The organism is Bradyrhizobium sp. CB3481, from assembly GCF_029714305.1.
In the GTDB taxonomy this organism is placed as follows: Bacteria; Pseudomonadota; Alphaproteobacteria; order Rhizobiales; family Xanthobacteraceae; genus Bradyrhizobium.
On record NZ_CP121647.1, the window covers coordinates 628610 to 652625 of the forward strand.

At 63.1% G+C, this 24016-nt stretch carries 22 protein-coding genes; 8 read left to right on the forward strand and 14 right to left on the reverse strand.

Going from position 1 to position 24016, the window contains the following annotated elements:
- The first annotated feature begins 10 nt into the window (after window positions 1–10).
- Both QA643_RS02950 and QA643_RS02955 read left to right on the forward strand, forming a co-directional pair.
- On the forward strand, window positions 11–373 hold the full coding sequence (locus QA643_RS02950) for a nuclear transport factor 2 family protein (protein WP_283031722.1): 363 nt from the start codon (window positions 11–13) through the stop codon (window positions 371–373).
- Between the two features lie 204 nt (window positions 374–577).
- Window positions 578–1810, forward strand: coding sequence for an MFS transporter (locus tag QA643_RS02955; RefSeq protein WP_283031723.1), 1233 nt, complete (start codon window positions 578–580; stop codon window positions 1808–1810).
- Window positions 1811–1907: 97 nt separating this feature from the next.
- On the opposite strand, the gene QA643_RS02960 is transcribed toward QA643_RS02955, so the two are convergent.
- Together QA643_RS02960 and QA643_RS02965 are read right to left on the reverse strand one after the other, a co-directional pair.
- Window positions 1908–2402: a VOC family protein gene (locus QA643_RS02960; protein WP_283031724.1), complete on the reverse strand. Its 495-nt coding sequence runs from the start codon at window positions 2400–2402 to the stop codon at window positions 1908–1910.
- 176 nt (window positions 2403–2578) lie between these two features.
- Complete coding sequence (locus QA643_RS02965; protein WP_283031725.1) at window positions 2579–3124, reverse strand: carboxymuconolactone decarboxylase family protein; 546 nt, start codon at window positions 3122–3124, stop codon at window positions 2579–2581.
- A 159-nt stretch (window positions 3125–3283) separates the two neighbouring features.
- Here QA643_RS02965 and QA643_RS02970 point away from each other — a divergent pair, with 159 nt between their 5' ends.
- Window positions 3284–4468, forward strand: a complete 1185-nt coding sequence (locus QA643_RS02970) for an acyl-CoA dehydrogenase family protein (protein ID WP_283031726.1) — start codon at window positions 3284–3286, stop codon at window positions 4466–4468.
- Between the two features lie 150 nt (window positions 4469–4618).
- On the forward strand, window positions 4619–5758 hold the full coding sequence (locus tag QA643_RS02975; protein ID WP_283031727.1) for an acyl-CoA dehydrogenase family protein: 1140 nt from the start codon (window positions 4619–4621) through the stop codon (window positions 5756–5758).
- Window positions 5759–5926: 168 nt separating this feature from the next.
- Here the strand turns inward: QA643_RS02975 and QA643_RS02980 are convergent, their stop codons facing one another.
- The 12 genes from QA643_RS02980 to QA643_RS03035 form a co-directional block, all read right to left on the reverse strand.
- Entirely contained in the window at window positions 5927–6967 is a 1041-nt protein-coding gene (locus QA643_RS02980; RefSeq protein WP_283031728.1) for an amino acid ABC transporter substrate-binding protein, read from the reverse strand.
- Window positions 6968–7019: 52 nt separating this feature from the next.
- Window positions 7020–7619: a L,D-transpeptidase gene (locus QA643_RS02985; RefSeq protein WP_283031729.1), complete on the reverse strand. Its 600-nt coding sequence runs from the start codon at window positions 7617–7619 to the stop codon at window positions 7020–7022.
- 155 nt (window positions 7620–7774) lie between these two features.
- Window positions 7775–7897: a DUF2474 domain-containing protein gene (locus QA643_RS02990; RefSeq protein WP_283034690.1), complete on the reverse strand. Its 123-nt coding sequence runs from the start codon at window positions 7895–7897 to the stop codon at window positions 7775–7777.
- Between the two features lie 5 nt (window positions 7898–7902).
- Window positions 7903–8913 (reverse strand): cytochrome d ubiquinol oxidase subunit II, encoded by a 1011-nt coding sequence (gene cydB / locus QA643_RS02995; protein ID WP_283031730.1) that lies wholly within the window; start codon window positions 8911–8913, stop codon window positions 7903–7905.
- A complete protein-coding gene (locus QA643_RS03000) occupies window positions 8910–10307 on the reverse strand; it encodes a cytochrome ubiquinol oxidase subunit I (RefSeq protein ID WP_283031731.1) in 1398 nt (465 codons plus the stop codon). Before QA643_RS03000 ends, cydB begins: the two co-directional genes overlap by 4 nt.
- A gap of 158 nt (window positions 10308–10465) precedes the next feature.
- The gene (locus QA643_RS03005; protein ID WP_283031732.1) at window positions 10466–11425 is read right to left on the reverse strand and encodes a hypothetical protein; all 960 of its coding nucleotides are present in this window, start codon (window positions 11423–11425) and stop codon (window positions 10466–10468) included.
- A 233-nt stretch (window positions 11426–11658) separates the two neighbouring features.
- Window positions 11659–11859, reverse strand: a complete 201-nt coding sequence (locus QA643_RS03010; RefSeq protein WP_283031733.1) for a hypothetical protein — start codon at window positions 11857–11859, stop codon at window positions 11659–11661.
- Between the two features lie 174 nt (window positions 11860–12033).
- Window positions 12034–12645, reverse strand: a complete 612-nt coding sequence (locus QA643_RS03015) for a sigma-70 family RNA polymerase sigma factor (RefSeq protein WP_283031734.1) — start codon at window positions 12643–12645, stop codon at window positions 12034–12036.
- Between the two features lie 488 nt (window positions 12646–13133).
- Window positions 13134–13841 (reverse strand): response regulator, encoded by a 708-nt coding sequence (locus tag QA643_RS03020; RefSeq protein WP_283031735.1) that lies wholly within the window; start codon window positions 13839–13841, stop codon window positions 13134–13136.
- The gene (locus tag QA643_RS03025) at window positions 13838–15583 is read right to left on the reverse strand and encodes a DUF3369 domain-containing protein (RefSeq protein ID WP_283031736.1); all 1746 of its coding nucleotides are present in this window, start codon (window positions 15581–15583) and stop codon (window positions 13838–13840) included. The genes QA643_RS03020 and QA643_RS03025 overlap by 4 nt, the downstream gene beginning before the upstream one ends.
- The gene (locus QA643_RS03030) at window positions 15553–17547 is read right to left on the reverse strand and encodes an ATP-binding protein (RefSeq protein ID WP_349253282.1); all 1995 of its coding nucleotides are present in this window, start codon (window positions 17545–17547) and stop codon (window positions 15553–15555) included. The genes QA643_RS03025 and QA643_RS03030 overlap by 31 nt, the downstream gene beginning before the upstream one ends.
- 89 nt (window positions 17548–17636) lie before the next feature.
- Window positions 17637–17900 (reverse strand): hypothetical protein, encoded by a 264-nt coding sequence (locus QA643_RS03035; RefSeq protein WP_283031737.1) that lies wholly within the window; start codon window positions 17898–17900, stop codon window positions 17637–17639.
- A 404-nt stretch (window positions 17901–18304) separates the two neighbouring features.
- On the opposite strand from QA643_RS03035, the gene ugpB reads away from it, so the two are divergent.
- From ugpB to QA643_RS03055, 4 genes are all read left to right on the forward strand, one after another.
- Window positions 18305–19606, forward strand: a complete 1302-nt coding sequence (gene ugpB, locus QA643_RS03040; RefSeq protein WP_283034692.1) for a sn-glycerol-3-phosphate ABC transporter substrate-binding protein UgpB — start codon at window positions 18305–18307, stop codon at window positions 19604–19606.
- Window positions 19607–19744: 138 nt separating this feature from the next.
- The gene (locus QA643_RS03045; protein WP_283031738.1) at window positions 19745–20701 is read left to right on the forward strand and encodes an aminoglycoside 3'-phosphotransferase/choline kinase family protein; all 957 of its coding nucleotides are present in this window, start codon (window positions 19745–19747) and stop codon (window positions 20699–20701) included.
- A gap of 229 nt (window positions 20702–20930) precedes the next feature.
- Complete coding sequence (locus QA643_RS03050) at window positions 20931–22553, forward strand: ABC transporter substrate-binding protein (RefSeq protein WP_283031739.1); 1623 nt, start codon at window positions 20931–20933, stop codon at window positions 22551–22553.
- 446 nt (window positions 22554–22999) lie between these two features.
- Window positions 23000–24013 (forward strand): ABC transporter permease, encoded by a 1014-nt coding sequence (locus QA643_RS03055; RefSeq protein ID WP_283031740.1) that lies wholly within the window; start codon window positions 23000–23002, stop codon window positions 24011–24013.
- Window positions 24014–24016: the final 3 nt, after the last annotated feature.

Consider the following 24016-nt stretch of genomic DNA (forward strand, 5'->3'; position numbering starts at 1 on the left):
TGGAGGCCTCATGCCGTCGCGCGCCCGTCTTGATGAGTTCATCGCTGCCGTCGTCTCCGGCGATCATGCCGGCGCGATCGAGCGTTTCTACACCGAGGATGCCAGCATGCAGGAGAACGCGGCGCCGCCGCGGGTCGGCCGCGACGTGCTGGTGGCGCATGAGCGCGCGGTGCTGGAGCGTGTCCAGCGCGTGACCTCGACCTGCGTGACCTCGATCGTCGAGGGCGACCACGTCGCGATTCATTGGATTTTCGACTTCGTGTTTCATTCCGGCAAGACCGGCCGCTTCGACGAGGTCGCGCTGCAGGAATGGCGCGGCGACAAGGTCTGGCGCGAGCGTTTCTTCTACGATCCGTCGAAGCCGGCGGCCTAGAGCATGATCCGGAAAAGTGTGAAGCGGTTTTCCCTCGCGACAAACGCGGACGCGTTTGCGCGGAGATCATGCTCAAACAAAGCTGCTGCCACCTGCTGACAATTCGGCGCACATCGAACTGATCGCCCTTGTAGCTTTGTTGGCTGTTACGACATGTGCCCGGACAAGCGCGGACTGACGAAACAGAAGCGAAGAGATATCTTTTTGGACGCTCGTAATTACCATTCGATCGACGAAACCTCGATCCGCTACGATGGCTGGCGCATCGTCGCGGTCTGCTTCCTGCTGGCGACGTTCGGCTGGGGGCTCGGCTTCTATGGCCAGAGCGTCTATGTCGCCGAGCTGCAGCGGCTCCACGGTTGGCCGGCATCGCTGATCTCGTCCGGCACCACCTTCTTCTACCTGTTCGGCGCGGCGCTGGTCGCCTTCGTCAGCGAAGCCATCCGCGCATTCGGCCCGCGCAATTGTCTGATCGCGGGCACGTTCGCGATGGCCGCCGCCGCCGTTGCGATCGGCCAGGTGCGCGAGCCCTGGCAGCTCTATCTCGCCAACGCCGTGCTGGCGTTCGGCTGGGCGGGCACCAGCCTTGGCATTATCACCAACACGCTCGGCCTCTGGTTCGACAGCAAGCGCGGCATGGCGATCAGCCTGGCGCTGAACGGCGCAAGCTTTGGCGGCATCGTCGGCACGCCGCTGTTGATCGCGGCGATCGGCCATTTCGGGTTCGAGGGCGCGATGACGGCGTCCGCGGTGGCGATGGTCGTGCTGATGGTGCCGGTGATCTTCCTGTTTGTCGGCCGGCCGCCGGTTCTTGCTGATCTCGGCGCGGTCGACGCCGCGGACGCGCCGTCGCCGCAGCAAATCCGCGCGCGGGCGTTTCGCGATATCGGCTTTCTCTCGGTGTCCTCGGCGTTCGCGCTGGTGCTGTTCGCGCAGGTCGGCTTCATCGTGCACCTGATCGCATTCCTGGACCCGGTGATCGGCCGCGAGCGGGCCGCCCTTGCCATGGCGCTGCTGACGGCGATGGCGGTGGTCGGCCGCGTGCTTTTCTCCTTCGTGATCGACCGCATGAACCAGCGCCTGGCGTCCTCGCTTTCCTTTGTCAGCCAGGCGGTCGCGCTGCTGATCGTGATCAATGTGCACAACGACTACATTCTGATCGCCGCCTGCGCGCTGTTCGGTTTCTCGGTCGGCAACCTGATTACGCTGCCGGCGCTGATCGTGCAGCGCGAGTTCGATCCGCGGTCGTTCGGCGTGCTGGTGAGCTTGATCACGGCGATCAACCAGATCACTTACGCGTTTGGTCCAGGCGTTGTCGGCCTGCTGCGCGATTTTTCGGGCGGCTACACGCTGCCGTTCTATGGCTGTATTGCAGTCGAATTGACGGCGGCGGTGTTAATTATGATCCGCGGCAGAGCCCTGTCATTGCGAGCGTAGCGAAGCAATCCATCGTGCGGCATAACGGATGGATGGATTGCTTCGTCGCTTTGCTCCCCGCAATGACGGCGGAGAAAGCAATGAAGGCGGTGGAGAGTTAGGCCTCCCGCGCCCGCAGCAGATCCTCCAGATCGAGCCGCTTGGTAAACATCGCAAGCGAGCCGTCCGCCGCGCGTGGCCATTCTTCCTTCGGCCGGTCGCGGTAGAGCTCGACGCCGTTCTGGTCGGGATCGCGCAAGTATAGCGCCTCGCTGACGCCGTGATCGCTGGCGCCGTCGAGCTCGATGCCGGCCTCGATCACGCGAAACAGCGCATCCGCCAGCGCCGGGCGGGTGGGGTAGAGAATGGCGGTGTGAAATAGCCCGGTCGTGCCTGATGGAGGCGGATGGCCGCCTTTGCTTTCCCAGGTGTTGAGGCCGATGTGATGGTGATAGCCGCCGGCCGAAATGAATGCCGCACTGGTGCCCATCCGCTGCATCACCTCAAAGCCGAGCACACCGCAATAGAAACCGAGCGCGCGTTCGAGATCGGCGACTTTGAGGTGGACGTGCCCGATCCGGGTGCCGGGGATGATGGGAGGATGTGGGGGCATGGCATCTCCACTCGCGATTCCTAAACCTCGCCCCGCTTGCGGGGAGAGGTCGGACTTTACGCGAAGCGGAAAGTCCGGGTGAGGGGGTACAGGTCTATCGTTAGGTCACGATTCGCGGAGGGAGCCCCTCACCCCAACCCTCTCCCCGTGAAGAACGGGGAGAGGGAGAGGAGAGGTCATGCCAAGTCGGAAATTTCGCCCTCCGGCAATCCAAACTCGAACGTGTTCAGCGTCATCGACACCATCGTGTAATAGCCGCACAGCCCGATCACCTCGACCACGCCGCGCTCGGTGAGCAGCTTCACCGCCTCATCATACAGACCCTGCGACACACCTTTGCCCTCATGCAGCGATTTTGCGAGGTCGTAGATCATCCGGCCCTTCGGATCGTCGAATACAGGCGTGCGCCGATCCCTTATGTCCTCGATGATCTTCGGGTCCATGCCGCCTTTCAGCGCCAGGCGCTTGTGGGCGAACCACTCGTAATGCGAGGTCCAGTGCCGCGCGGTGACGAGGATCGCGATCTCGGAAAGTTTTGCCGGAAAGATCGTGTTGAAGCGGAGCTGCTCGCCGAGCCGCGTCGCGTGCCGCGCCATGTCAGGGCTGTTGAGCCAGGCCATCATCGGCGCCGGCGGCGCGCCGCGTTTTCCCGCAATCGCCTCGTCGTAGATTTCTTTCTGGTCGGTATTCATTTCGCCAGGCGAAAGTAGCTTCAGCCGCATGCCCGTTTCCTCTTGTTTTTCAATCGTTCCGGCTTTTGCGCACCCGATCGGGTATCATGACCACTGTACCAGCGGCATGGCCTGACGTCAGACATATATTGAATTCCGCGCGCCGAGGGCTAAGGTCGTCGCCAAACATCCCACATGGAAACGCCTGACATGTCCGATCTGGAAACATTCCGCCGTGAAACCCGAGCCTGGCTGGAGGCCAATTGCCCGCCGGAGATGCGCCGTCCGATGACCTCGGAGAACGATACCTATTGGGGCGGGCGTAACGCAAAATTCTCGTCCGAGCCGCAGCGCGTCTGGTTCGAGCGGATGCGCGACAAGGGCTGGACCGTGCCGGACTGGCCGAAGGAATATGGCGGCGGGGGACTCGATCGCGCCGAGCACAAGGTGCTGCGCGAGGAGATGACGGCGATGGGCGCGCGGTCACCGCTGTCGAGCTTCGGCATCTGGATGCTCGGGCCGGCGCTGCTCAAATACGGCAACGAGGCGCAGAAGAAAGAGCATCTGCCGAAAATCGCCGCCGGCCTGATCCGCTGGTGCCAGGGCTATTCCGAGCCGAACGCCGGATCGGACCTCGCTTCGCTGCAGACCCGCGCCGAAAGCGACGGCGACGATTACATTATCAACGGCCAGAAGATCTGGACGTCATATGCGAACTACGCCGACTGGATCTTCTGTCTGGTGCGCACCGATCCCACGGCAAAGAAGCACGACGGCATCAGCTTCATCCTGTTCGACATGGCTTCCAAGGGCGTCTCGACCAAGCCGATCCTTTTGATCTCGGGCTATTCGCCATTCTGCGAAACCTTCTTCGACAATGTGCGCGTGCCGAAGTCGCATGTGGTCGGCACCGTCAACCGCGGCTGGGATGTCGCCAAATATCTGCTGCAACATGAACGCGCGATGATCTCGGGCACCGGAGAGCGCGGCATCGGCCGTCCGCTCGGTCAGGTCGCGGCCGACTCGCTCGGCAGCGATGATGCCGGCCGGCTCGACGATGCCATGCTGCGCAGCCAGATCGCTCAGTTCGACATCGACGAGGCGGCGTTCGCGGCGGTGGCCGAGCGCGCGATCGATCTCGCCAAGGCCGGGCAGTCGCATCCGGCGTTCTCCTCAGCGATGAAATATTACGGCACCGAGCTCAACAAGCGCCGCCATGAAATCCTGATGTCAGCCGGCGGCATCGATGCGCTGGAATGGGAAAGCGAGCGCTCGCGCGGCGGCGCCCGCCCGCGCGCCTGGCTGCGCACCAAGGCCAACTCGATCGAAGGCGGCACGTCAGAGGTGATGCTCGGCATCGTCGCCAAGCGCATCCTCGATCTGCCGGGGGCGTGAGTAATAGTTCCTCATCCTGAGGAGCGCGAAGCGCGTCTCGAAGGATGAGGCCCCGATGTCGGCCTCATGGTTCGAGACGGCGCCAAGGCGCCTCCTCACCATGAGGATCAAGATCGAAATCAATCGAAGATTATTTTGACGGAATTACCAATGCCCCTCGTCCTCACCGAAGAACAATCCATGTTGCGCGACAGTGCGCGCGGCCTCATCAACGACAAGGCGCCGGTGTCGCATCTCCGGCACCTACGCGACAGTAAGGATGAGACGGGATTCTCCCGCGACCTCTGGAAGGCGTTCGCCGAGATGGGTTTTTCGGGTCTCCTGGTGCCGGAGAATTTTGGCGGCAGCGGGCTTGGCTATGTCGAGGCCGGCGTAGTGATGGAAGAAATCGGCCGCACCTTGATGCCGTCGCCGTTTCTCTCGACCGCGGTGCTGGCAACGTCAGCGCTTTTGCGCGGCGGCAGCGAGGCGCAGAAATCGGCGCATCTGCCGAAGATTGCCGACGGCTCGCTGCTCGCCGCGCTCGCGGTCGATGAGGGAACAAAGCATCGCCCGCTGCAGACCAGCCTGCAGGCGCTTCGCGCCGGCAACGGCTTTAGGCTGAGCGGCGCCAAGGCGCTGGTGGTCGACGGCCACACCGCCGATCTCCTGATCGTCGCCGGCCGCACCGGCGGCGCGCCCGGCGAGCGCAACGGGTTGACGCTGTTTCTGGTCGATCCCAAGGCCAAGGGCGTTGCGATCGAACGCACCGTGATGGTCGATGCGCACAACGCGGCGCGCATCGCGTTCGATCATGTCGAGGTCAATGCCGACCAGGTGCTCGGCGAGGTCGATCAGGGTTTTCAGCTGCTGGACGGCCTGCTCAATATCGGCCGCGGAGCCGTGGCCTCCGAAATGGTGGGCCTCTCCGAAGAGGTATTCGGCCGCACCGTCACCTACCTCAAGGAGCGCAAGCAGTTCGGCAAGCTGATCGGCGAATTCCAGGCGCTGCAGCACCGCGCCGCCGAACTCTATGTCGATATCGAGATTACGCGCGCTGCGGTGTTGAAGGCGCTACAGGCGCTCGACGCCGATCTCGATCAGGCCGGCGCCGCGATCGCCGTTGCGAAAGCACGCGCCGGCACCACGGCGACGCGCGCGGTGCAGGAAGGCGTGCAGATGCACGGCGGCATGGGCATGACCGACCAGTTCGACATCGGCTTCTTCATGAAGCGCGCGCGGGTGTGTCAGGAGTTGTTCGGGGATAGCAATTACCACGCCGAGCAGTTGGCGCGGATGAAGAGTTATTGATTGTTCCTGAGGCGCACGAAGCGCGCCTCACACACCGATGTCATCACCCGCGCAGGCGGGTGATCCAGTACGCCGCGGCCTATCGGCTGAATCACTAACGTCTCTGGGATACTGGGTCACCCGCCTGCGCGGGTGACGACGGTCTTTGTGTGGCGCCGGCGTCGCGCGTTACCGTATCGGCGGCGCGTACTGGATCCCGCCGTTGCTCCACAGCGAATTCAGCCCGCGCGGGATCTTCAGCTTCGATCCTTCGCCGACATTGCGCTCGTAGATCTCGCCATAATTGCCGACATGGCGGATAACGCGCGCAGCCCAGTCCTTCGGCAAGCCGAGGTCTTCGCCATAGGTGCCTTCGGTGCCGACCAGGCGCATGACGTCCGGCTTCTTCGACTTCAAGGCTTCGTCGATGTTCTTCGAGGAGACGCCGAGCTCCTCGGCATTGATCATCGCGTAAAGTGTCCACTTCACGATCATCATCCAGTCGTCGTCGCGCTGGCGCACCACGGGGGCGAGCGGCTCCTTGGAGATGACGTCGGGCAGGATGACATGGTCGCTCGGCTGGATCAGGTTCAGCCGCAGTGCGTAAAGCTGGGAGACGTCGGCGCTGAAGGTGTCGCACTTGCCGCCTTCATAGGCCTTGAGAACGTCTTCCAGCTTGGGAAGCTTCACTTCCGTATATTTCATGTTGTTGGCGCGGAAATGGTCGGCCGCGTTGAGCGCCGTCGTCGTCCCCTCCTGCACGCAAACCTTGCTGTTGTTGAGGTCGAGCGCGGAATCGATGTTGCGCGAGCGCGGCACCATGAAGCCCTGGCCGTCATAATAGGCGACGGCCGGGAAATAGAGGTCATAATTGGTTTCGCGCGACATGCTCCAGGTCGAGTTGCGGGAGAGGATGTCGACCTTGCGGCTCTGCAGCTCCTTGAAGCGTTCGCTGGCGTCCAGCGGCACGAACTTCGCCTTCTTCGGATCGTCGAAGATCGCGGCAGCCACCGCGCGGCAGAAATCGACGTCGAACCCGGTCCAGTCGCCCTTGTCGTCGGGGATCGAGAAGCCGGGCAAGCCCTTGTTGACGCCGCACAGCACCTCGCCGCGGCGGATGGTGCGCTTCAAGGTCTTGGTATCGTACCGCTCATAGGTGATCGCGGCAGCCGCAACCGCAGCCGCGACAGCCAGCCCGATGAGCAGGCCGCCTCGAAATGTCCGTAGCATTTTTAACTCGCCAATATGTTGGAATGGAGCGCTGAAGAGACAGCGGCGGGGACTAAAGCTCAGGCTTCTGACGGATGATCACCTTGGTGCCGACAGGCACGCGCTCATAGAGATCGGTGACGTCGGCGTTGACCAGCCGGAAACAGCCGGAGGAAACGGCGGTGCCGATCGTGTCGGGACGATTGGTGCCGTGAATGCGGTAGACGGTGGTGCCCAAGTACATCGCGCGGGCGCCGAGCGGATTGCCGGGGCCACCGGCCATGAAGCGCGGCAGATAGGGCTGGCGCGCGATCATCTCCGGCGGCGGCGTCCAGTCCGGCCATTCCGCCTTGCGGGTGATGTTGACGAGCCCCTGCCACTGGAATCCTTCGCGGCCGACGCCGATGCCGTAACGCAGCGCGCGGCCGCCGCCCTGGATCAGATAGAGATGGCGCTCGGCGGTGACGACGATGATGGTGCCCGGCGCCTCGTTGGTGCGATAGAGCACCGCGGTCTTCCTGAACTGCGGATCGAGTTCGACGGATTCGTCGGGAAGCAGTCCCGGCTGATCGCCGACATCCGGCTGGCGCAGCTGCGCCTGGCTCTGCGAGGTCGAAATGACCAGAGCGCTGGTCGCGACCAACATCCAGATCAGCTGCCGAAATTTTTTCATTGCAGAATTCTCCTAGCGGCCGCGTTTGCCAAATCAATGAAACCATCAAATCTCAGGGCTAGCTTGATGGCAAGTTTAGGGCGAGTGCGACTTATATCCCACTGAAATATCTTCAATTTCCGTAAGTCGCCATATTCATGGGATCTTACGCCGCCTTATTTCGGTGCGATCCAGAGCCGCAGCAGAAACGAAATCAGCGCTACCGTGCCGACCCCGCCGAGCCACAGCGCGACGAACCACAGCAAACGATGGGTCAGAGGACGCTGGCCTGGCTTGATCTCTGTCAATGGTATCCGCTTTCCGGTCTGACCTTGCCGCGGAATACCCAATAGGCCCAGGCGGTGTAGGCGAGGATCAGCGGGATCAGCCCGGCGACCCCGACCAGCATGAAGAGCTGGCTGTTCTCCGGCGCCGCCGCCTGCCAGATCGTGATGCTCTGCGGCACGATGTAGGGATACATGCTGATGCCGAGGCCGGCATAGGACAACGCGAATAACGCCAGCGCCAGGAAGAACGGCTGGTAGTCCAATTTCTTCGCGAGGCTGCGCAGCAGGAGCGCGGTGATGACGGCCACTGAGATCGGCACCTGCGCGGTCAGGAGGACATTCGGCCAGGCGAACCATCGATGCGTGTACTGCACATGCAGGAACGGCGTTGCAATGCTGACCGCACCGATCGCGCCCAGCATTGCCAGCAAAAATATCCAGCTCAGGTGATAGGCGCGGTCGCGCAATTCACCTTCGGTCTTCATGACGAGCCATGTCGCCCCGAGCAAGGCATAGCCGATCACCAGCGACACGCCGGTCAGAATGCTGAACGGCGTCAGCCAGTCCCACCAGCCGCCGGCATAGTGACGCCCCTCGACATGCACACCCTGCAGGATGGCCCCGAGCGCGATGCCTTGCGCCAGCGTCGCCAGCAGCGATCCGCCGAAAAAGGCGATGTCCCATTTGTTTCGCGCCTTGGTCGTGCGCCAGCGGAATTCGAAGGCGACGCCGCGGAACACTAGGCCGAGCAGCATCGCGATCATGGGCGTATAGAGCGCCGGCATCAGCACGGCATAGGCCAAGGGAAACGCGGCCATCAGCCCGCCGCCGCCGAGCACCAGCCAGGTCTCATTACCGTCCCACACCGGTGCGACGCTGTTCATGATGACATCGCGATCCCGCTTCTCCGGAAACAGCGGAAACAGGATGCCGAGGCCGAGATCGAAGCCGTCCATCACGACGTAGACGAACACGGCGAAGGCGATGATGAAGGCCCAGACGGTGGCGAGGTCGACCGCGATGCTCATGGGCGGGCTCCCTGGGTCGCGGGTGTGATGCCGGCGGATCTGATCGGCGTCTCATGCGACGGTCCTTCCTCGCCGGGATGCGGCGGTGCCGCCATCAGGCGCAGCAGGTAGATCACGCCGGCTGCAAATACGATGAAATAGACGATGATGAAAGCGAGCAGCGAGGAGCCGACGGCGGGCGCGGCCAACGGCGAAGCCGAATCGACGGTTCGTAACAGTCCATACACCGTGAACGGCTGGCGCCCGACCTCGGTGGTGATCCAACCGGCCAGCACGGCAATGAAGCCCGCCGGCGCCATCGCCACCGCGAACATGTGCAGCAGCCGCGAATCGTACAGCTTGCCTTGAAAGCGCATCAACAGGCTGAACAGGCCGAGCGCCAGCATCAGCAGGCCCATGCCGACCATGATGCGGAACGACCAGAACGCGATGGCGACCGGCGGCCAGTTTTCGCGCGGCACCGTATCGAGCCCGGCCATCGGCGCATCCGGCGAGTGCTTGAGAATGACCGAGCCGAGCCTCGGCACTTCGATCGCGTAATCGACCCTTGCGGCTTGCTGGTTGGGCAGGCCGAACAGGATCAGCGGGGCGCCGTCCTTGTGGCTCTGGAAGTGGCCTTCCATCGCCATGATCTTCACCGGCTGATGCTCCAGCGTGTTGAGCCCATGCTGATCGCCGGCGAGGATCTGAATCGGCGCCACCAACGTGGCCATCCACATCGCCATCGAGAACATCACGCGCGCGCCTGCGAGGTGGCGGTCGCGGAGCAGGTGCCAGGCACCGACCGCGCCGACCACCAGCGCAGTGGTGAGATAGGCCGCCAGCACCATGTGCACGAGGCGGTAGGGGAACGACGGATTGAAGATCACTTTCAGCCAGTCGGCGGCGATGAACTGCCCGTCGGCATTGACGGTGTGGCCGGTCGGGGTCTGCATCCAGGAATTGGCGGAGAGAATCCAGAACGCCGAGATCAGCGTGCCGATCGCGACCATCAGTGTCGCCAGGAAATGCAGTCTTGGGCCGACGCGCTTGAGGCCGAACAGCATCACGCCGAGGAAGCCGGCTTCCAGGAAGAACGCCGTCAGCACCTCATAGGCCATCAAGGGGCCGATCACCGGACCGACCTTGTCAGAGAAGGCCGACCAGTTGGTGCCGAACTGGTAGGACATCACGATGCCAGATACGACGCCCATGCCAAAGGCGACGGCAAAAATTTTCAGCCAATAATTGAAAAGATTGATGAAGACCTCGCGGCCGGTCCACAGCCACAGCGCTTCGAGCACGGCGAGATAGCTGGCGAGCCCGATCGAGAAGGCGGGGAATATGATGTGGAACGACATCGTGAAAGCAAACTGCGCCCGGGCCAATACGACCGCATCAAAGCCTTCGAACATCGGCACCACCTGTCGCAGTTTCGCGGACGCAATTTTTCGCAAACGGAACAAGCGTTTTCGAAAATTGCGTCCGAACCAGGTGTTCAGTCTACCACGCCCGTTATGACGATGACACTATACCTGCGCGCATGCATGCCGCGCGGAACAGGCGTGCAGGCCTATCTGCCATCCCATGGATTCAGTCCCAGCCTTCGGACGATCTCGGCCTGCACGGCACGGGTCTGCTCCTTGCCGACCAGCACTGGGCTTCGAATTTTCTTGCCGGTGTGGAGCCGGATCGCGATGACATAGTGGCTGCCCCTGCGGCCGCCGCTTTCGATGTCGATGCGCTCGACATTGTCAGCGCCGACCGTCGCCCTCTCTATCGTCCCCTTCAGCGACAGCCGTTCAAACTGGATGGCGCCGTCGTGGACAATCCAGAAGGCGCTGGTTCGACGCAGATATCGGATCAGCACGAAGGCCATGATCGCGCCGAGCGACCAGACGGCAATTCCAAGGGCGGACAATTTGCCGCTCCATAGTGCATAGATGAACGGAAGGCTCAGCGAACCGGCGAGCAGCACCAGAAGAGCCCGGTAGGCCTGGACGCGTCTGGAACCGATCGGCTTGCCCAGCCGTATCCTGGCATTGGCCGCGTCGAGCGGGTTCTCGACCAGGTCGGGAGCCGGCAATTGCAGCAGCCGGGCAATCTGCAAGGTGGTTCTTTGCACCTGGGTGACATCAGGCAGCGGCGGCGAGGTCAGCGTATCTTTCGCCTCGGTCTCGACGACGAGGGTGAACTCGACCGATTTGCCAATGCTCTTGCGCAGGCGCATTCCGGTTATTTCATCATCCCGGATCAATCTTCGGTGCACCTTCCCGAAGGGACGCTGTTCACCAATCAGAATCCCGCCCGGCGTAACGATCCAGACGACGTTGCGATCGAACAGCGCCGCGCCCAGCAGCAGGCATCCGAACAGCAGTGCGAAGAGGGCGGCGATGCCGAGCCACTGGTCGTTTGCAAGGTGCGCGAGGCCGGGCAGGGCGATCAGGCACAAGACGACGGCAATGCCCGCGAGGACGAGACGCTCATTGAGCGTCGTGCCCTTGCGTAATCGGATTTCGTTCTCGTCTGCCACAGCATCCACCGCCGGCGGCAAACATCACGTGCGGCCTTATCGCGTCAAGCGGCAACGCGAGGGGGATGAAACACGATTGCGCCAGCGGGGATCGAACTTCGGTCGGACGTGAGTCTTTTCCGTGTCACGCAAACAGCGGACGCCAAATACAAAGCGACCCGGCTGTGGGGGGCATCCCGGCCGGGTCGTTGGAGGTTGCTTGGAGGTCTAGAGCTTGGGAGGTGAGAGAAAATTCAGCGGGGGGTCTCGCTGTCGTAGGAGATCACACAGATCTCCTTTGGACTCTTGGTGCCGCAATCGACCACCTGTTCACGCACGAACGAGGAGCCGGTGTCACGCTGGACGCGGGGCTGGACGTTCTGGGCCGAAAGGGTGGCGAGCGTTGCGACGGCGCCGAGCGGGACGATGAAAAAGCGGAAGGACGGCTTCAGCATGTTCGCTCTCCTGTTCGGCGTTGGCGTTGCGTTGATGGCAGGTATAGGGGCTGAGTTTTTCCGGGTGATGTCGCCGATTGTTTCATTTGTTTCGTCGGAGGTAATCCTTATCCGCCGAAACCGACCCCGTTTTACGTCCCCAATACCCCGCTAATCGATTGGAATAACTAGGTTTTATGCCGCGAGGCTGTCTACGCCGGCGCCCTTAAGCAACTCGGCCAATTGTTTGCGGGCATAGAACATCCGGGTCTTCACCGTGCTCTGGGGGATGCCGATGATCAGGCCGGCCTCTTCCACCGACTTCTCGTGGTAGTAGACCAGATTGATGATCTCGCGATGCGCCGGCGACAGCTTTGCGACGCAGGCGCGCAGGATCGCGCTGGTGTTGCTGCGGTCGAGCGAAGCTTCCGGGGTGTCGGCCTCGTCGGCGATCTCAAGCACGTCTTCCTGCTCGATATCCTCATGCTTGCGCTGGCGCAGCGCGGTCAGCGCCTTGAAGCGGGCGATCGACAGCAGCCAGGTCGAAACCTGCGAGCGGCCCTCGAACTGCGCGGCGGTGCGCCACACGTCGAGAAACACCTGGCTGACGAGGTCTTCGGCCATCGTGGTGTCGCGCACCATGCGCAGCACGAAGCGGTAAACCCGAACGCTGTGGCGGGAGTAAAGCACGTGCATGGCCGTCCGGTCGCCCTTGGCAATGCTCAGCAGCAGCGTTTCGTCCGATGTCGCGCGGGCGGCGGCGATCGACTGGTTGGCTGCGGCGTTGATGGCAATGACGTTCGACATGACAGGCTCCCAATTCCCCACGCCCGGCGGCGTTTCGTTGGGAGGATTGTTAATGAGGCTCGGTTTCGGGATGTCTGCTCGACAAGGGGAAAATGGTTTCGTGCCGCAGAGAATTGTTTCGTCGCGCGGCCTGCGACGAAACATTCGGCCCAGAAAAGCCAATAATTTCAATGTGCGGAAAATTGGAAGATTTCAGCTGCGGATTTGTTCCGTGCAAACACCCGCTCGTCGTCCCTGCGAACGCACGGACGACGGGCAGAGAGTGCGTGCGCACGTTGTCCCGCCACAGCTCGTCATCCCCGCGAAGGCGGGGATCCAGTACGCCGGGAAGGCTGTGATCAATCCGATAGGCCGCGGCGTACTGGGTCGCCCGGTCCTAGTGCGCAATTGCGCACAAGGCCGGGCGATGACAGCGGAGTTTGTTGCGCCCGATTGCCTCCGCCGAATGGCTTGCGCGGAAGGTGCGTTCGCAGGAACGACGGAGAAAGCTAACCCTTCTCGCCGGTCGGCGAGAACAGATAGCCGCCACCACGAATCGTGCGGATCACGGCGGGCTTGGTCGGGTCGATCTCGATCTTGCGGCGGATGCGCATGATGCGGAGGTCGACCGCGCGGTCGAAGGCTTCGGCGTCGCGCGCATTGGCCAATTCCAGAAGCCGCTCACGCGACAGCACGCGCTTCGGATTGGACGCGAACACTTTTAGCAGGCCGAATTCGGAAGCCGTCAGCGGATGCTCGTTGCCTTCATCGTCGCGCAGCGCTTGGGCTTCGAGATCGAGCCATTTGGTGCCGAACCGCACCAACTGCTCTTTCTCCGCCTTGGCCGGCGTGCTGCGGCGAAGCACCGAGCGGATGCGCGCCATCAGTTCACGCAGCTCGCAGGGCTTTGCAATGTAGTCGTCGGCGCCGAGCTCGAGGCCGACGACGCGGTCGATCGGGCTCGCCGTCGCCGTCAGCATGATGACGGGAACGTTGATGCGGCTCTTCAGGTCGCGAATGATCGACAGCCCGTCTTCCTCGGGCATGTTGAGGTCGAGCACGACGAGGTCGGGCACGGTGGTCTCGATCTCTTTGCGCAGGCTTTTTCCGCCGTCGCACAGCGTGACGCCGAAACCATGCATCTTGAGGTAATCGCCGACCATCTCGCGGGCCGGTGCCTCGTCGTCGACAATGAAGATGTGCGGGTTCTGGGTCATGTCGTCTCTGTCGCCGGCAGTGTAACGGTAAAGGTCGATCCCTGTCCGGGGCCGGCGCTTTCCGCGGTCACATGGCCGCCATGCATATCGATGATGCGTTTGACGATCGACAGGCCGAGGCCGGTCGAGCTTTCGCCGGCCGTCGGCTTGGCCGACAGCCGCTGAAAGCGGCCGAACAGCCGGCCGAGATCCTCAGGCGACAGGCCGGCGCCCTGGTCGGCAATGCGGATCACGGTGTCGCCGTCCTCATGGTTGACGGTGACCGTGATCTTGCCGCCGATCGGCGAATATTTGATGGCGTTGCTGACGAGGTTGTCGATCGCCTCGCGGATCCGGTCGGTATCGCACATGGTGACAACGTTCGGCGGCGCCGACACGTGGATGGTCTGCTGCTTGTTGACCGCGGAGGGCAAGTTGGAATCGGTAACCTCGGTAACCAGCGCCGCGATGTCGACCGGCTCGCGGCGGATGGTGATGTCGAAGGCGTCGGCCATTGCATCCGAAATCAGGTGGTCGACCATCGTGGTCAGCCGCTTGGTGGCGTCCCTGATATGCTCGACCTGGGCGGTGACGTTCTCCTTCGGGGAGCCGGCGCCGATCAGTTCGGTCAGCATCTCGGTGCGGCCGAGGATCACGCCGAGCGGGTTCTTCAGGTCGTGCGCGACGGTGCCGAGAATTTCATTCTTGAAGCCGTTGGCGCGCTGCAGCCGCAGCCACTGTGCCGAGAGGCGGCGGTTGGCCTGCATCAGCGCACGGGTGCGCTGGGCAACGCGGTCCTCGAGCTGGGTGTTGGCCTCGTGCAGTTGCCGGTAGAGGATGACATTGTCGAAGGCGATCGACAGGCGGCTGGAGAAGATTTCGACCAGTGCGCGGTCGGTATCCGACAATTGGCGCTCGGCCTGCAGCAGCACCACCACCTCGCGGCCGCTTCCGGTGCGCAAATAAAGCACGCTGCGATGGTCGGCGAACTCGTTCTTGCGGCGCTGGAAGGCGGCTTCCACCATCGCCCGCAGATCCGGATCGAGCGCCTTGGAGCTGGTGGTGCCGATGAAGCGGCTGTAGCAGCCTGAACCGGCCAGCACGGAGAACTCGCTGCCCGAGGCGCCGTCGTCGCGCAGCACCAGGATGCCGGCGCAGTCGACATTGAGCAGCGAGGCGAGCTGGGTCAGCACGCCCTCGGCCAGCCGCTGCATCGACTTGAAGTCGTACAGCGTCGAGGCGGCGTCGATGATGATCTCGAGCCCGCGCCGCGTCTGCACCATGCGCTCGAGCTGCTGGTAGCTGCGCAGCGCCGCGGTCAGCGAGGTGAACAGCTTGTCGGCGGTCAGCTCCGTCTTGGCCTTGTAGTCGTTGATGTCGTACTGGACGATGACGCGGCGCTCCGGCGCCTGGCCCGGCTGTCCGGTGCGCAGGATGATGCGGACGGTCTCGTTCTTGATCTCGTTGCGGATGTATTCGACGAGCTCCAGCCCTGCGACGTCGGTCTCCATGATGACGTCGAGCAGCACGGCGGCGACATCGGGATTGTCGCGCATCAGCTTGCGACCTTCGGCCGCGGAGTAGGCGGAGAGGATTTCCAGCGTCGCGCCGTTCAGGCTGTAGTCGCTCAGCGCAAAGCGGGTGCCCTCGTGCACGGCAGCATCGTCGTCGATGACGGCGACCTTCCATTTGCGGGCGGACGAGTCCTCCGGAGCAGCCCCGGTATCGTCGATCAGGTGGAGGACATCGTCCTGTTCGGCCATTGCGAAGTTCCGTCGGCTACTGTCTGGTCTATAATCGAAGGTCCGCCCTTGGCGACCTTGGGCATGATAATGCGGAATGTGGTGCCTTGTCCCAGCCTCGACTCCAGCATCATCCGGCCGCCGAGCTGTTGAGTGACAAGATTATAGACGATATGCAAGCCCAGCCCGGTACCGCCCTCGTTGCGCCGCGTCGTAAAGAACGGGTCGAACGCCTGCCGCTGCACGTCCGGCGTCATACCGGCCCCGTTGTCGGCGAAAATGATCTCGACATCGTCGCTGCCGCGGGCCCGTGCCGAGATCGAGATCGCCCCGGAACGGCCGTCGCCGAAGGCATGGTTGGCGGCGTTGAGGAAAAGATTGGTCAATATCTGGCCGTAGGAGCCGGGATAGCCGTCGATGACGAGCCCGTCCGGCACGTCGACCGACAGCGTGATCGCGGCCTTCTTCAATACGGGCTTCAGGCTCGCGACGATCTGGTCGGTGGCCTCGCTGAGATTGAACTGCCGGCGCTCGGCATGCGAGCGGTCCACTGCCACCTGCTTGAACGACTGGATCAGCTCGCCGGCGCGGTGCAGGTTCGCCACCAATTGCCCGGCCGCATCGCGCGAGGACTTGACGAACTCATCGAGCTTGGAGCGGCGCAGCGGCTCGGTGCGCAGTTCGGACTCGAACGTCTCGGCGCGGCGCGCGAAGCTCGAGGCCACCGTCAGGCTGATGCCGATCGGATTGTTCACCTCGTGGGCGACGCCGGCCACCAGCCCGCCGAGCGCCGCCAACCGTTCGGCGTCGATCAAATTCTGCTGCGCGGTGTTGAGCTCAAGCAGCGCGCTCTCGGCGCGCTCCTTGGCGGCGCGCAGCTCGTCCTCGGTCTTGCGCTTGGCGATGGCGTTTTCGCGGAATACGTCGACCGCGCGCGCCATGGCGCCGACCTCGTCCCTCGCAGTGGTGCCCTGCACGCTGCGATCGTAATGGCCTGACGTGATCGCATGCATGGACGCCAGGATCTGCTGCAGCGGCAGGCGGATCGAGAGTGCGATCAAGACGCCGGCGGACAGGATGATGCCGAGGAACATCACCGCAATCGACAGCACCCGGCGCGAAATACCCGATAGCGTGCGGTCGAACGTCTCCTGCGCCTTCTGCTCGCGCTGGCGCATCTTGACCGACAATTCGTCGATCACGCCGATCGCCTCGGCCTGGCTGGCATCGATGGTGTTGCGCAACAGCTCGGTCCGGATCGCGAGCTGCTCGGTCAGCTTCGCCATGCCCTCGCGCAGCGCCACCGTCCGCGCCTGCAGGCGCTTGAGCGCCATGCGCTGCAATTCATTGTCGGCGAGGTCGGCCATCACGGGGATGGTCTTCTCGATCGTCTCGGTGTTCCGGCGGGCGTCCTCGGCCGAGGTCGAGGCCGGCGACAAATAATAGGCGTTGGCGGCGACCAGCAGCGCCGTAAACGCCTCGCGGGACCTTCCGAGCGCCGGCCAGATCTGCGCGTCGCGGTGCCCGGTGGCACCTTCGATGACCGAGTAGAGTCCCGCCATTTCCCTCGCCGGGCCCAGCACCTGCTGCTCATAGGTCTTGGTGATGGTCGCCTGCGCGGCGCGCAATTCGCCAAAGCCGTTGAGGAAGCGGTCGGTGACCTGCTCGAGCCGCTCGACCGACCCCGACAGTATCGGGTCGTTGGCGGCGCGGTTGGTCAGCGTGCCCAGCACCGCCTCGCGCAGCAGCAGGATTTCGGCGAACAGTTCCGGGCTCGGCTGGTTGATATAGCGGTGGATCAGGTTCTGCAGCCGGCTAGTCTCGCTTTCGAGATGCGCCAGGATCTTGTCGGACTCCCGCACCAGGCGGACATCGTCCCAGGCCGAACCGAGCACTTTGGCGCCGTTCCAGATCAGGATCGCGAGCACGACCACGACGGCGGAGTTCAGCGCCGCAATCGACAGGATGCGCCAGCGGATCGGCACCGCCCGCAGCCACTGGACGACGCGAAAGCGGCCGCGTACGGCGAAGTTCGGCGGCCGTTCCGCTGTCTGCTGCTGTTGCGGTGCGCCGGTCAAATCCGCTCCGTCTTGTCTGGGCGCCAGACCAATAGCGGCGCGATCGTGCCGATCAATGCAACGATGGTACGGTCGGGGGCGGTTGCGCGGGTTCCGGTCTGTTCCTGTTCTGCAGCGGATTGGCCTTGGCGATCGCCTTGGGAATCGGTTTGGGGGTCTTGCGTGTGGAACCCGCGCGCAAATGCGCCCGTTGAGACCGCCGCAAGCAACAGCGCAACAACAAGCACGAAGGTCCGCGAAAGGTTGGCGCGGCGGTACACTGGCGACAAATCCCCTTCAGATGAAGTCTGCGCCGGGAACAAAAAGGTTCAATGCATTTTTAGCAGAATTTACCGATGCTTGGCTATTGGCCGGCCCGGCTGCCGGATAGGATGCCCAAGGTAATTTCGGCAATGCTCCACAATCTCTAATTGTGCATTGCGATGATGCCGGCCGATTGAAACCTCCAGCGCGGGGATTTATGAGGGCGCGCAGGAGAGCAAGATAACGACGTCAGAACAGCTCCCAACCTCATCCTGAGGAGCCCGCGAAGCGGGCGTCTCGAAGGATGCAGGCCACAGACGGGGCCTCATGGTTCGAGACGCGCTTCGCGCTCCTCACCATGAGGGGCTTGGGAGCCATAGAGGGACCGCCGGTGAAATTGGCCTTCAGATTCTTGCAAGTCATGGCGGCCGCGGCGCTCGCGTCCGCCGTGTCGGCATCTCCATTGCGGGCCGCCACCGAGATCAACTGGTGGCACGCGATGTCGGGGGAACTCGGCAAGCATGTCGAAAAGCTGGCGGCCGATTTCAATGCCTCACAGTCCGACTACCGGATCGTGCCGACCTACAAGGGCAATTACACCGAGACGGTGACGGCGGCGATCTTCGCGTTCCGTTCGCGCAGCCAGCCCGCGATCGTCCAGGTCAACGAGATCGCGACCGCGACCATGATGGCGGCCAAGGGCGCGATCTATCCGGTCTTCGAGCTGATGCGCGACCAGTCGGAGCCGTTCTCGCCGGAGGCCTATCTACCGGCGGTAACAGGCTATTATTCCGACGTCGCCGGCAACATGCTCTCGTTCCCGTTCAACGTATCGACGCCGATCCTTTACTATAACAAGGATCTGTTCCGCGCCGCGGGCCTCGATGCAGAGGCGCCGCCGAAGACCTGGGCCGAGATCGGGGCTGCGGCAAAACGCCTGCGCGCGGCCGGCTCGCCCTGCGGGCTGACCACGTCATGGCCTTCCTGGGTCCATGTCGAGAATTTTTCCGCGTTCCACAACCTGCCGCTGGCCACCCGCGGCAATGGCTTCAACGGGCTCGACGCGGAATTAACCTTCAACAGGCCGGAGGTGGTGCGGCATGTCGCCCAGCTCGCCGAATGGCAGGCGACCAAGATTTTCGATTACAGCGGCCGCGGCCAGTCGGCCGAGCCGCGCTTTCAGAAGGGCGAATGCGCCATCTTCATCGGCTCGTCCGGCACGCGCGCGGACATCAAGGCCAATTCCAGGTTCGAGGTCGGCTACGGCATGATCCCATACCGGAGCGAAATCGCCGGCGCGCCGCAAAACTCGATCATCGGCGGCGCCACGCTATGGGTGCTGCGCGACCGCCCGGGCGCCGAATATGCCGGCGTCGCGCGGTTCTTCGCCTATCTCTCGAAGCCGGAAGTGCAGGCCGCCTGGCACCAGAACACCGGCTATCTGCCGATCACCCGCGCCGCCTTCGACCTGACCCGCAAGCAGGGCTTCTACGACCGCGATCCCGGCGCGGCGATCGGAATCGAGCAGCTCACCCTGAAGCCGCCGACCGAGAACTCGAAGGGGATTCGGCTTGGCTCCTTCGTGCTGATCCGCAACGTGATCGACGAAGAGCTCGAGCACGTTTTCAAGGGCAAGCAGTCCGCGCAGGCCGCCCTCGACCAGGCCGTCGAACGCGGCAACCGCCTGCTGCGCCAGTTCGAGCGGGCCAATCCGGATCGGTAGTGTCCCCTCCGTCATTGCGAGCAACAACATGTCCGCCGTCATTGCGAGGAGCAAAGCGACGAAGCAATCCATCTATCCGCTCGTGGCGCTATGGATTGCTTCGCTTCGCTCGCAATGACGGATAAAGTCGTTGCTTCCATGACCGCATCACTTCCGCTCTTCACCGCCTATGAGTCCTTCAGCGCCTTTCGCGCCGACCCGGCGCAATGGCTGCCGATTTCGCGCGATATCGCCCGCAGCCATGGCCTCGCATGCACGGCACCGCACGTCTTCGCCACCGGCACCAATCTCGTCCTTGGCCTTGACGAAAAACTGATCCTGAAAGTCTTCCCGCCATTTCTTCGGGGCCAGTTCAACTCGGAACGAAGCACGCTGGCGCAGCTTCGCGGTCAGCTTCGCATCCCGATTCCCGAAATTGTCGTCGAAGGGGAGCGCGACGGCTGGCCTTATCTCGTCATCACGCGGCTGTCGGGTGTGTTGGGAGCGGATGCGTGGGCGTCCTTGCCGGAACCGGACAAAGAGCGCGTGCTTGCCGAAATCGGCGAGACCATTGCGCAGGTGCAGCGCGTCCCCGCCGGGGCGCTGGCGCGCATCGAGCCGGGCTGGGAGGTCTTCATGCGCGGGCAGATCGAAGGATGCCGCGCCCGGCATGCGCGGCTTGGATTGCCCGCAAAATTTCTCGACGGGATAGACGAACTCCTGCGCGATACGGCGGCGGCGCTGCTTGCGCTGGACGGGCCGCCGGTGATCCTGACCGGCGAATACATTCCGGAGAATTTTCTCTTGAGCCGCGGCGGCTCAGGTTGGCAGCTCGCGGGGTTGATCGATTTCGGCGACGTCATGACGGGCAGGGGCGAATACGACCTGCTGGGCCCAAGCGCCTTCATGACGTCAGGCATGCCGCGCCGAGTTAGATGCCTGTTCGAGGGCTTTGGCTATTCGGCTGCGGACATCACGCCCGAACTGAAGCGTCGGCTGATGGCGCTGATGCTGCTGCACCAATTCAGCGATCCGATCAGGCACATCTGCATCGAGGGCTGGCAACAAAAGGCCGCCAACCTCAAGGAATTGCAGGAGCTGCTCTGGCCGGTCTGAGCGCGCCTAGCGATGAAGCGTCAAGAATTTATGCCTAATCGATGGGCAAATATGCCGCTTTGTATGCAATCTGCCAGCTTGTCGCACCCGCCACAGGCGGCGGGGCGAAGTGAAATATCAAGCCACATCAATCGATTAGCGCGGTGATAACCTTCTCTTAGGGGTTGGCACAAACCTTGCGATTCCCTGTTCCAAGGCCCGTTTCCCTCAGGCGTTTGGAGCATCACCCATGAAGCGTCGCGATTTTCTCAAATCCGTGTCGGGGCTGGCGGCCGCCGGTGCGCTCTCGCCGGCACCGGCGATCTGGTCCGCCGCCAAGGCGGATGCGCGTTCGGAGACGCTGCTGATCGTCTCCGAGAGCGGCCCGAACAACCTCGACATTCACGGCGTCGGCACCAACGTGCCGGGCTATGAGGTGTCGTGGAATTGCTATGACCGCCTGATCAGCCACGAGATGAAGTCGGGTCCCGGCGGCGTGCCCTATTACGACCGCGACAAGTTCAAGCCCGAGCTCGCCGAGGACATGAATGTCGGCGACATGTCCGTGACCTTCAAGCTGAAGAAAGAGGCGACATTCCATGACGGCGCGCCGGTCACTGCCAAGGACGTCAAGTGGTCGCTCGATCGCGCGGTGAGCGTCGGCGGCTTTCCGACCTTCCAGATGGGCGCGGGCTCGCTGACCAAGACCGAGCAGTTCGTTATCGTCGACGACAACACGGTGCGGATCGATTTCGCCAAGAAGGATCGCCTGACGATCCCCGATCTCGCCGTCATCGTGCCCTGCGTCGTCAATTCGGAGCTGGTGAAGAAGAACGCCAGCGAGAAGGACCCCTGGGGCCTCGAATACACCAAGCAGCAGACCGCGGGCTCCGGCGCCTACAAGGTGACGAAGTGGACGGCCGGCACCGAGGTCGTCATGGAGCGCAACGACGCCTGGGTTGGCGGTCCGTTGCCGAAGGTGAAGCGCGTGATCTGGCGCATGGTGCCGCAGGCCGGCAACCGCCGTGCGCTGCTGGAGCGCGGCGACGCCGACATCTCCTACGATCTGCCGAACAAGGATTTCGTCGAGCTGAAGGATAGTGGCAAGCTCAACATCGTCTCGGTGCCGTATTCCAACGGCGTTCAGTATATCGGCATGAACGTCAAGATCGCTCCGTTCGACAACGTCAAGGTCCGCGAGGCCGTTGCCTGCGCGATCCCCTACCAGAAGATCATGGATGCGGTGCTGTTCGGCCTCGCTAAGCCGATGTTCGGTGCCGCCGCCGACAAGGCGACCGAAGTGGCCTGGCCGCAGCCGACCAAATACGTCACCGACATCGCCAGGGCCAAGGCGCTGCTGGCGGAGGCCGGTTATCCCAATGGCTTTGAGACCACGCTGTCGTTCGACCTCGGCTTTGCCGGCGTCAACGAGCCGCTCTGCGTGCTGGTGCAGGAGAGCCTCGCGCAGATCGGCATCAAGACCACCATCAACAAGATCCCCGGCGCCAACTGGCGCACCGAGCTGAACAAGAAGGTGCTGCCGCTCTACACCAACGTGTTCTCCGGCTGGCTCGATTATCCCGAATACTTCTTCATCTGGTGCTACGACGGCAAGAACTCGATCTTCAACACCATGAGCTACCAGTCCAAGGAGATGGACGGTTACATCAGCGGCGCCGTCGATGCGGCCGCAATCGGCAACACCGCGAAATACGACACCGACGTAAAGGGTTTTGTCGATCTCGCCTTCAAGGACATCCCGCGCATCCCGCTGTATCAGCCCTACGTCAACGTCGCGATGCAGAAGAACGTGTCGGGCTATCAATACTGGTTCCACCGCAGGCTGGACTACCGCGCGCTGGTGAAGGCGTGATGCGTCATGCCGCGTGCGGATGAAACGCTAGCGTGCTCCGCTCTCCCTCTGTTCAGTGAGGGGCGCACCGCTCTCTCACTCCCTCCCCCCTTGCGGGGGAGGGGCGGGGAGAGGGGTAGCGGCAACGGCGGTGCGCGTGGCCTACCCCTCTCCCCAACCCTCCCCCGCAAGGGGGGAGGGAGCGCAGCGGAGTTCGCTCTCAAATGGATGCATCAAACTGCTTTTGCTTTTTTTCGACTTGGTGAGGACGTCGCCGCTCTCCTTCTGTTCAGTGAGGGACGCGCCGCTCTCTCACTCCCTCCCCCCTTGCGGGGGAGGGGCGGGGAGAGGGGTAAGCCACACGCACTGCCGTTGCCGCCACCCCTCTCCCCAGCCCTCCCCCGCAAGGGGGGAGGGAGCGCAGCGTCGCTTGCGGCAGCACCATTCCTCGTCACCGGGAGCGCCCCATGCTGACCATGATCGGCAAGCGGCTGATGTTTGCGATCCCGTCGCTGATCGGGGTCGTCATCGTCACCTTCCTGCTCACCCGCGCGTTGCCCGGCGATCCCGCGGCCTATTTCGCCGGCCCCGCGGCGAGCAAGGAAGCCATCGAGCAGATCCGCAAGAAGCTCGGCTTCGACAAGCCCCTGGTCGAACAGTTCTTCCGCTACACCAATGATCTCGCGCATGGCGATTTCGGCACGTCGCTGACCACGGGCCAGCCGGTTGCGACCGAGATCCGTAATCGCCTGCCGGCTTCCGCCGAACTCACGCTGCTCGGCCTTGTCATCTCGATAAGCATTGCGATTCCGCTCGGCGTGCTCGCTGCGACGCGGCCGGGCTCCTGGATCGATCATCTCTGCCGCGTCACCACGACGGCCGGCGTGTCGCTGCCGGTGTTCTTCACCGGCCTGGTGCTGGTCTATCTCTTTTATTTCCGGCTCGGCTGGTCGCCGGCGCCGCTCGGCCGGCTCGACGTCTTCTACAGCGCGCCGGCGCATGTCACTGGCTTCTATCTGATCGACGCGCTGATCGCGCGAGACTTCGAGACCTTCCGTTCCGCGCTGAGCCAGTTGATCCTGCCGGCCGCGACGCTCGCGATCTTTTCGCTCGCGCCGATCGCGCGCATGACGCGGGCCTCGATGCTCGCGGTGCTGGCCTCCGACTTCGTCCGCACCGCGCGCGCCAGCGGGCTCTCGCCGTCCACCGTGATCGTCACCTACGCGTTTCGCAACGCGATGCTGCCGGTCATCACCACGCTCAGCATGGTGTTCTCGTTCCTGCTCGGCGCCAACGTGTTGGTCGAAAAAGTGTTCGCCTGGCCCGGCATCGGCTCCTATGCGGTGGAGGCGCTGATCTCCTCCGACTTCGCGCCGGTCCAAGGCTTCGTGCTGACCATGGCGGTCATGTATGTGCTGCTCAATCTCGTCATCGACATTCTCTACGGCGTGATCGATCCGCGTGTGCGGCTTGAGGGGTAAGGA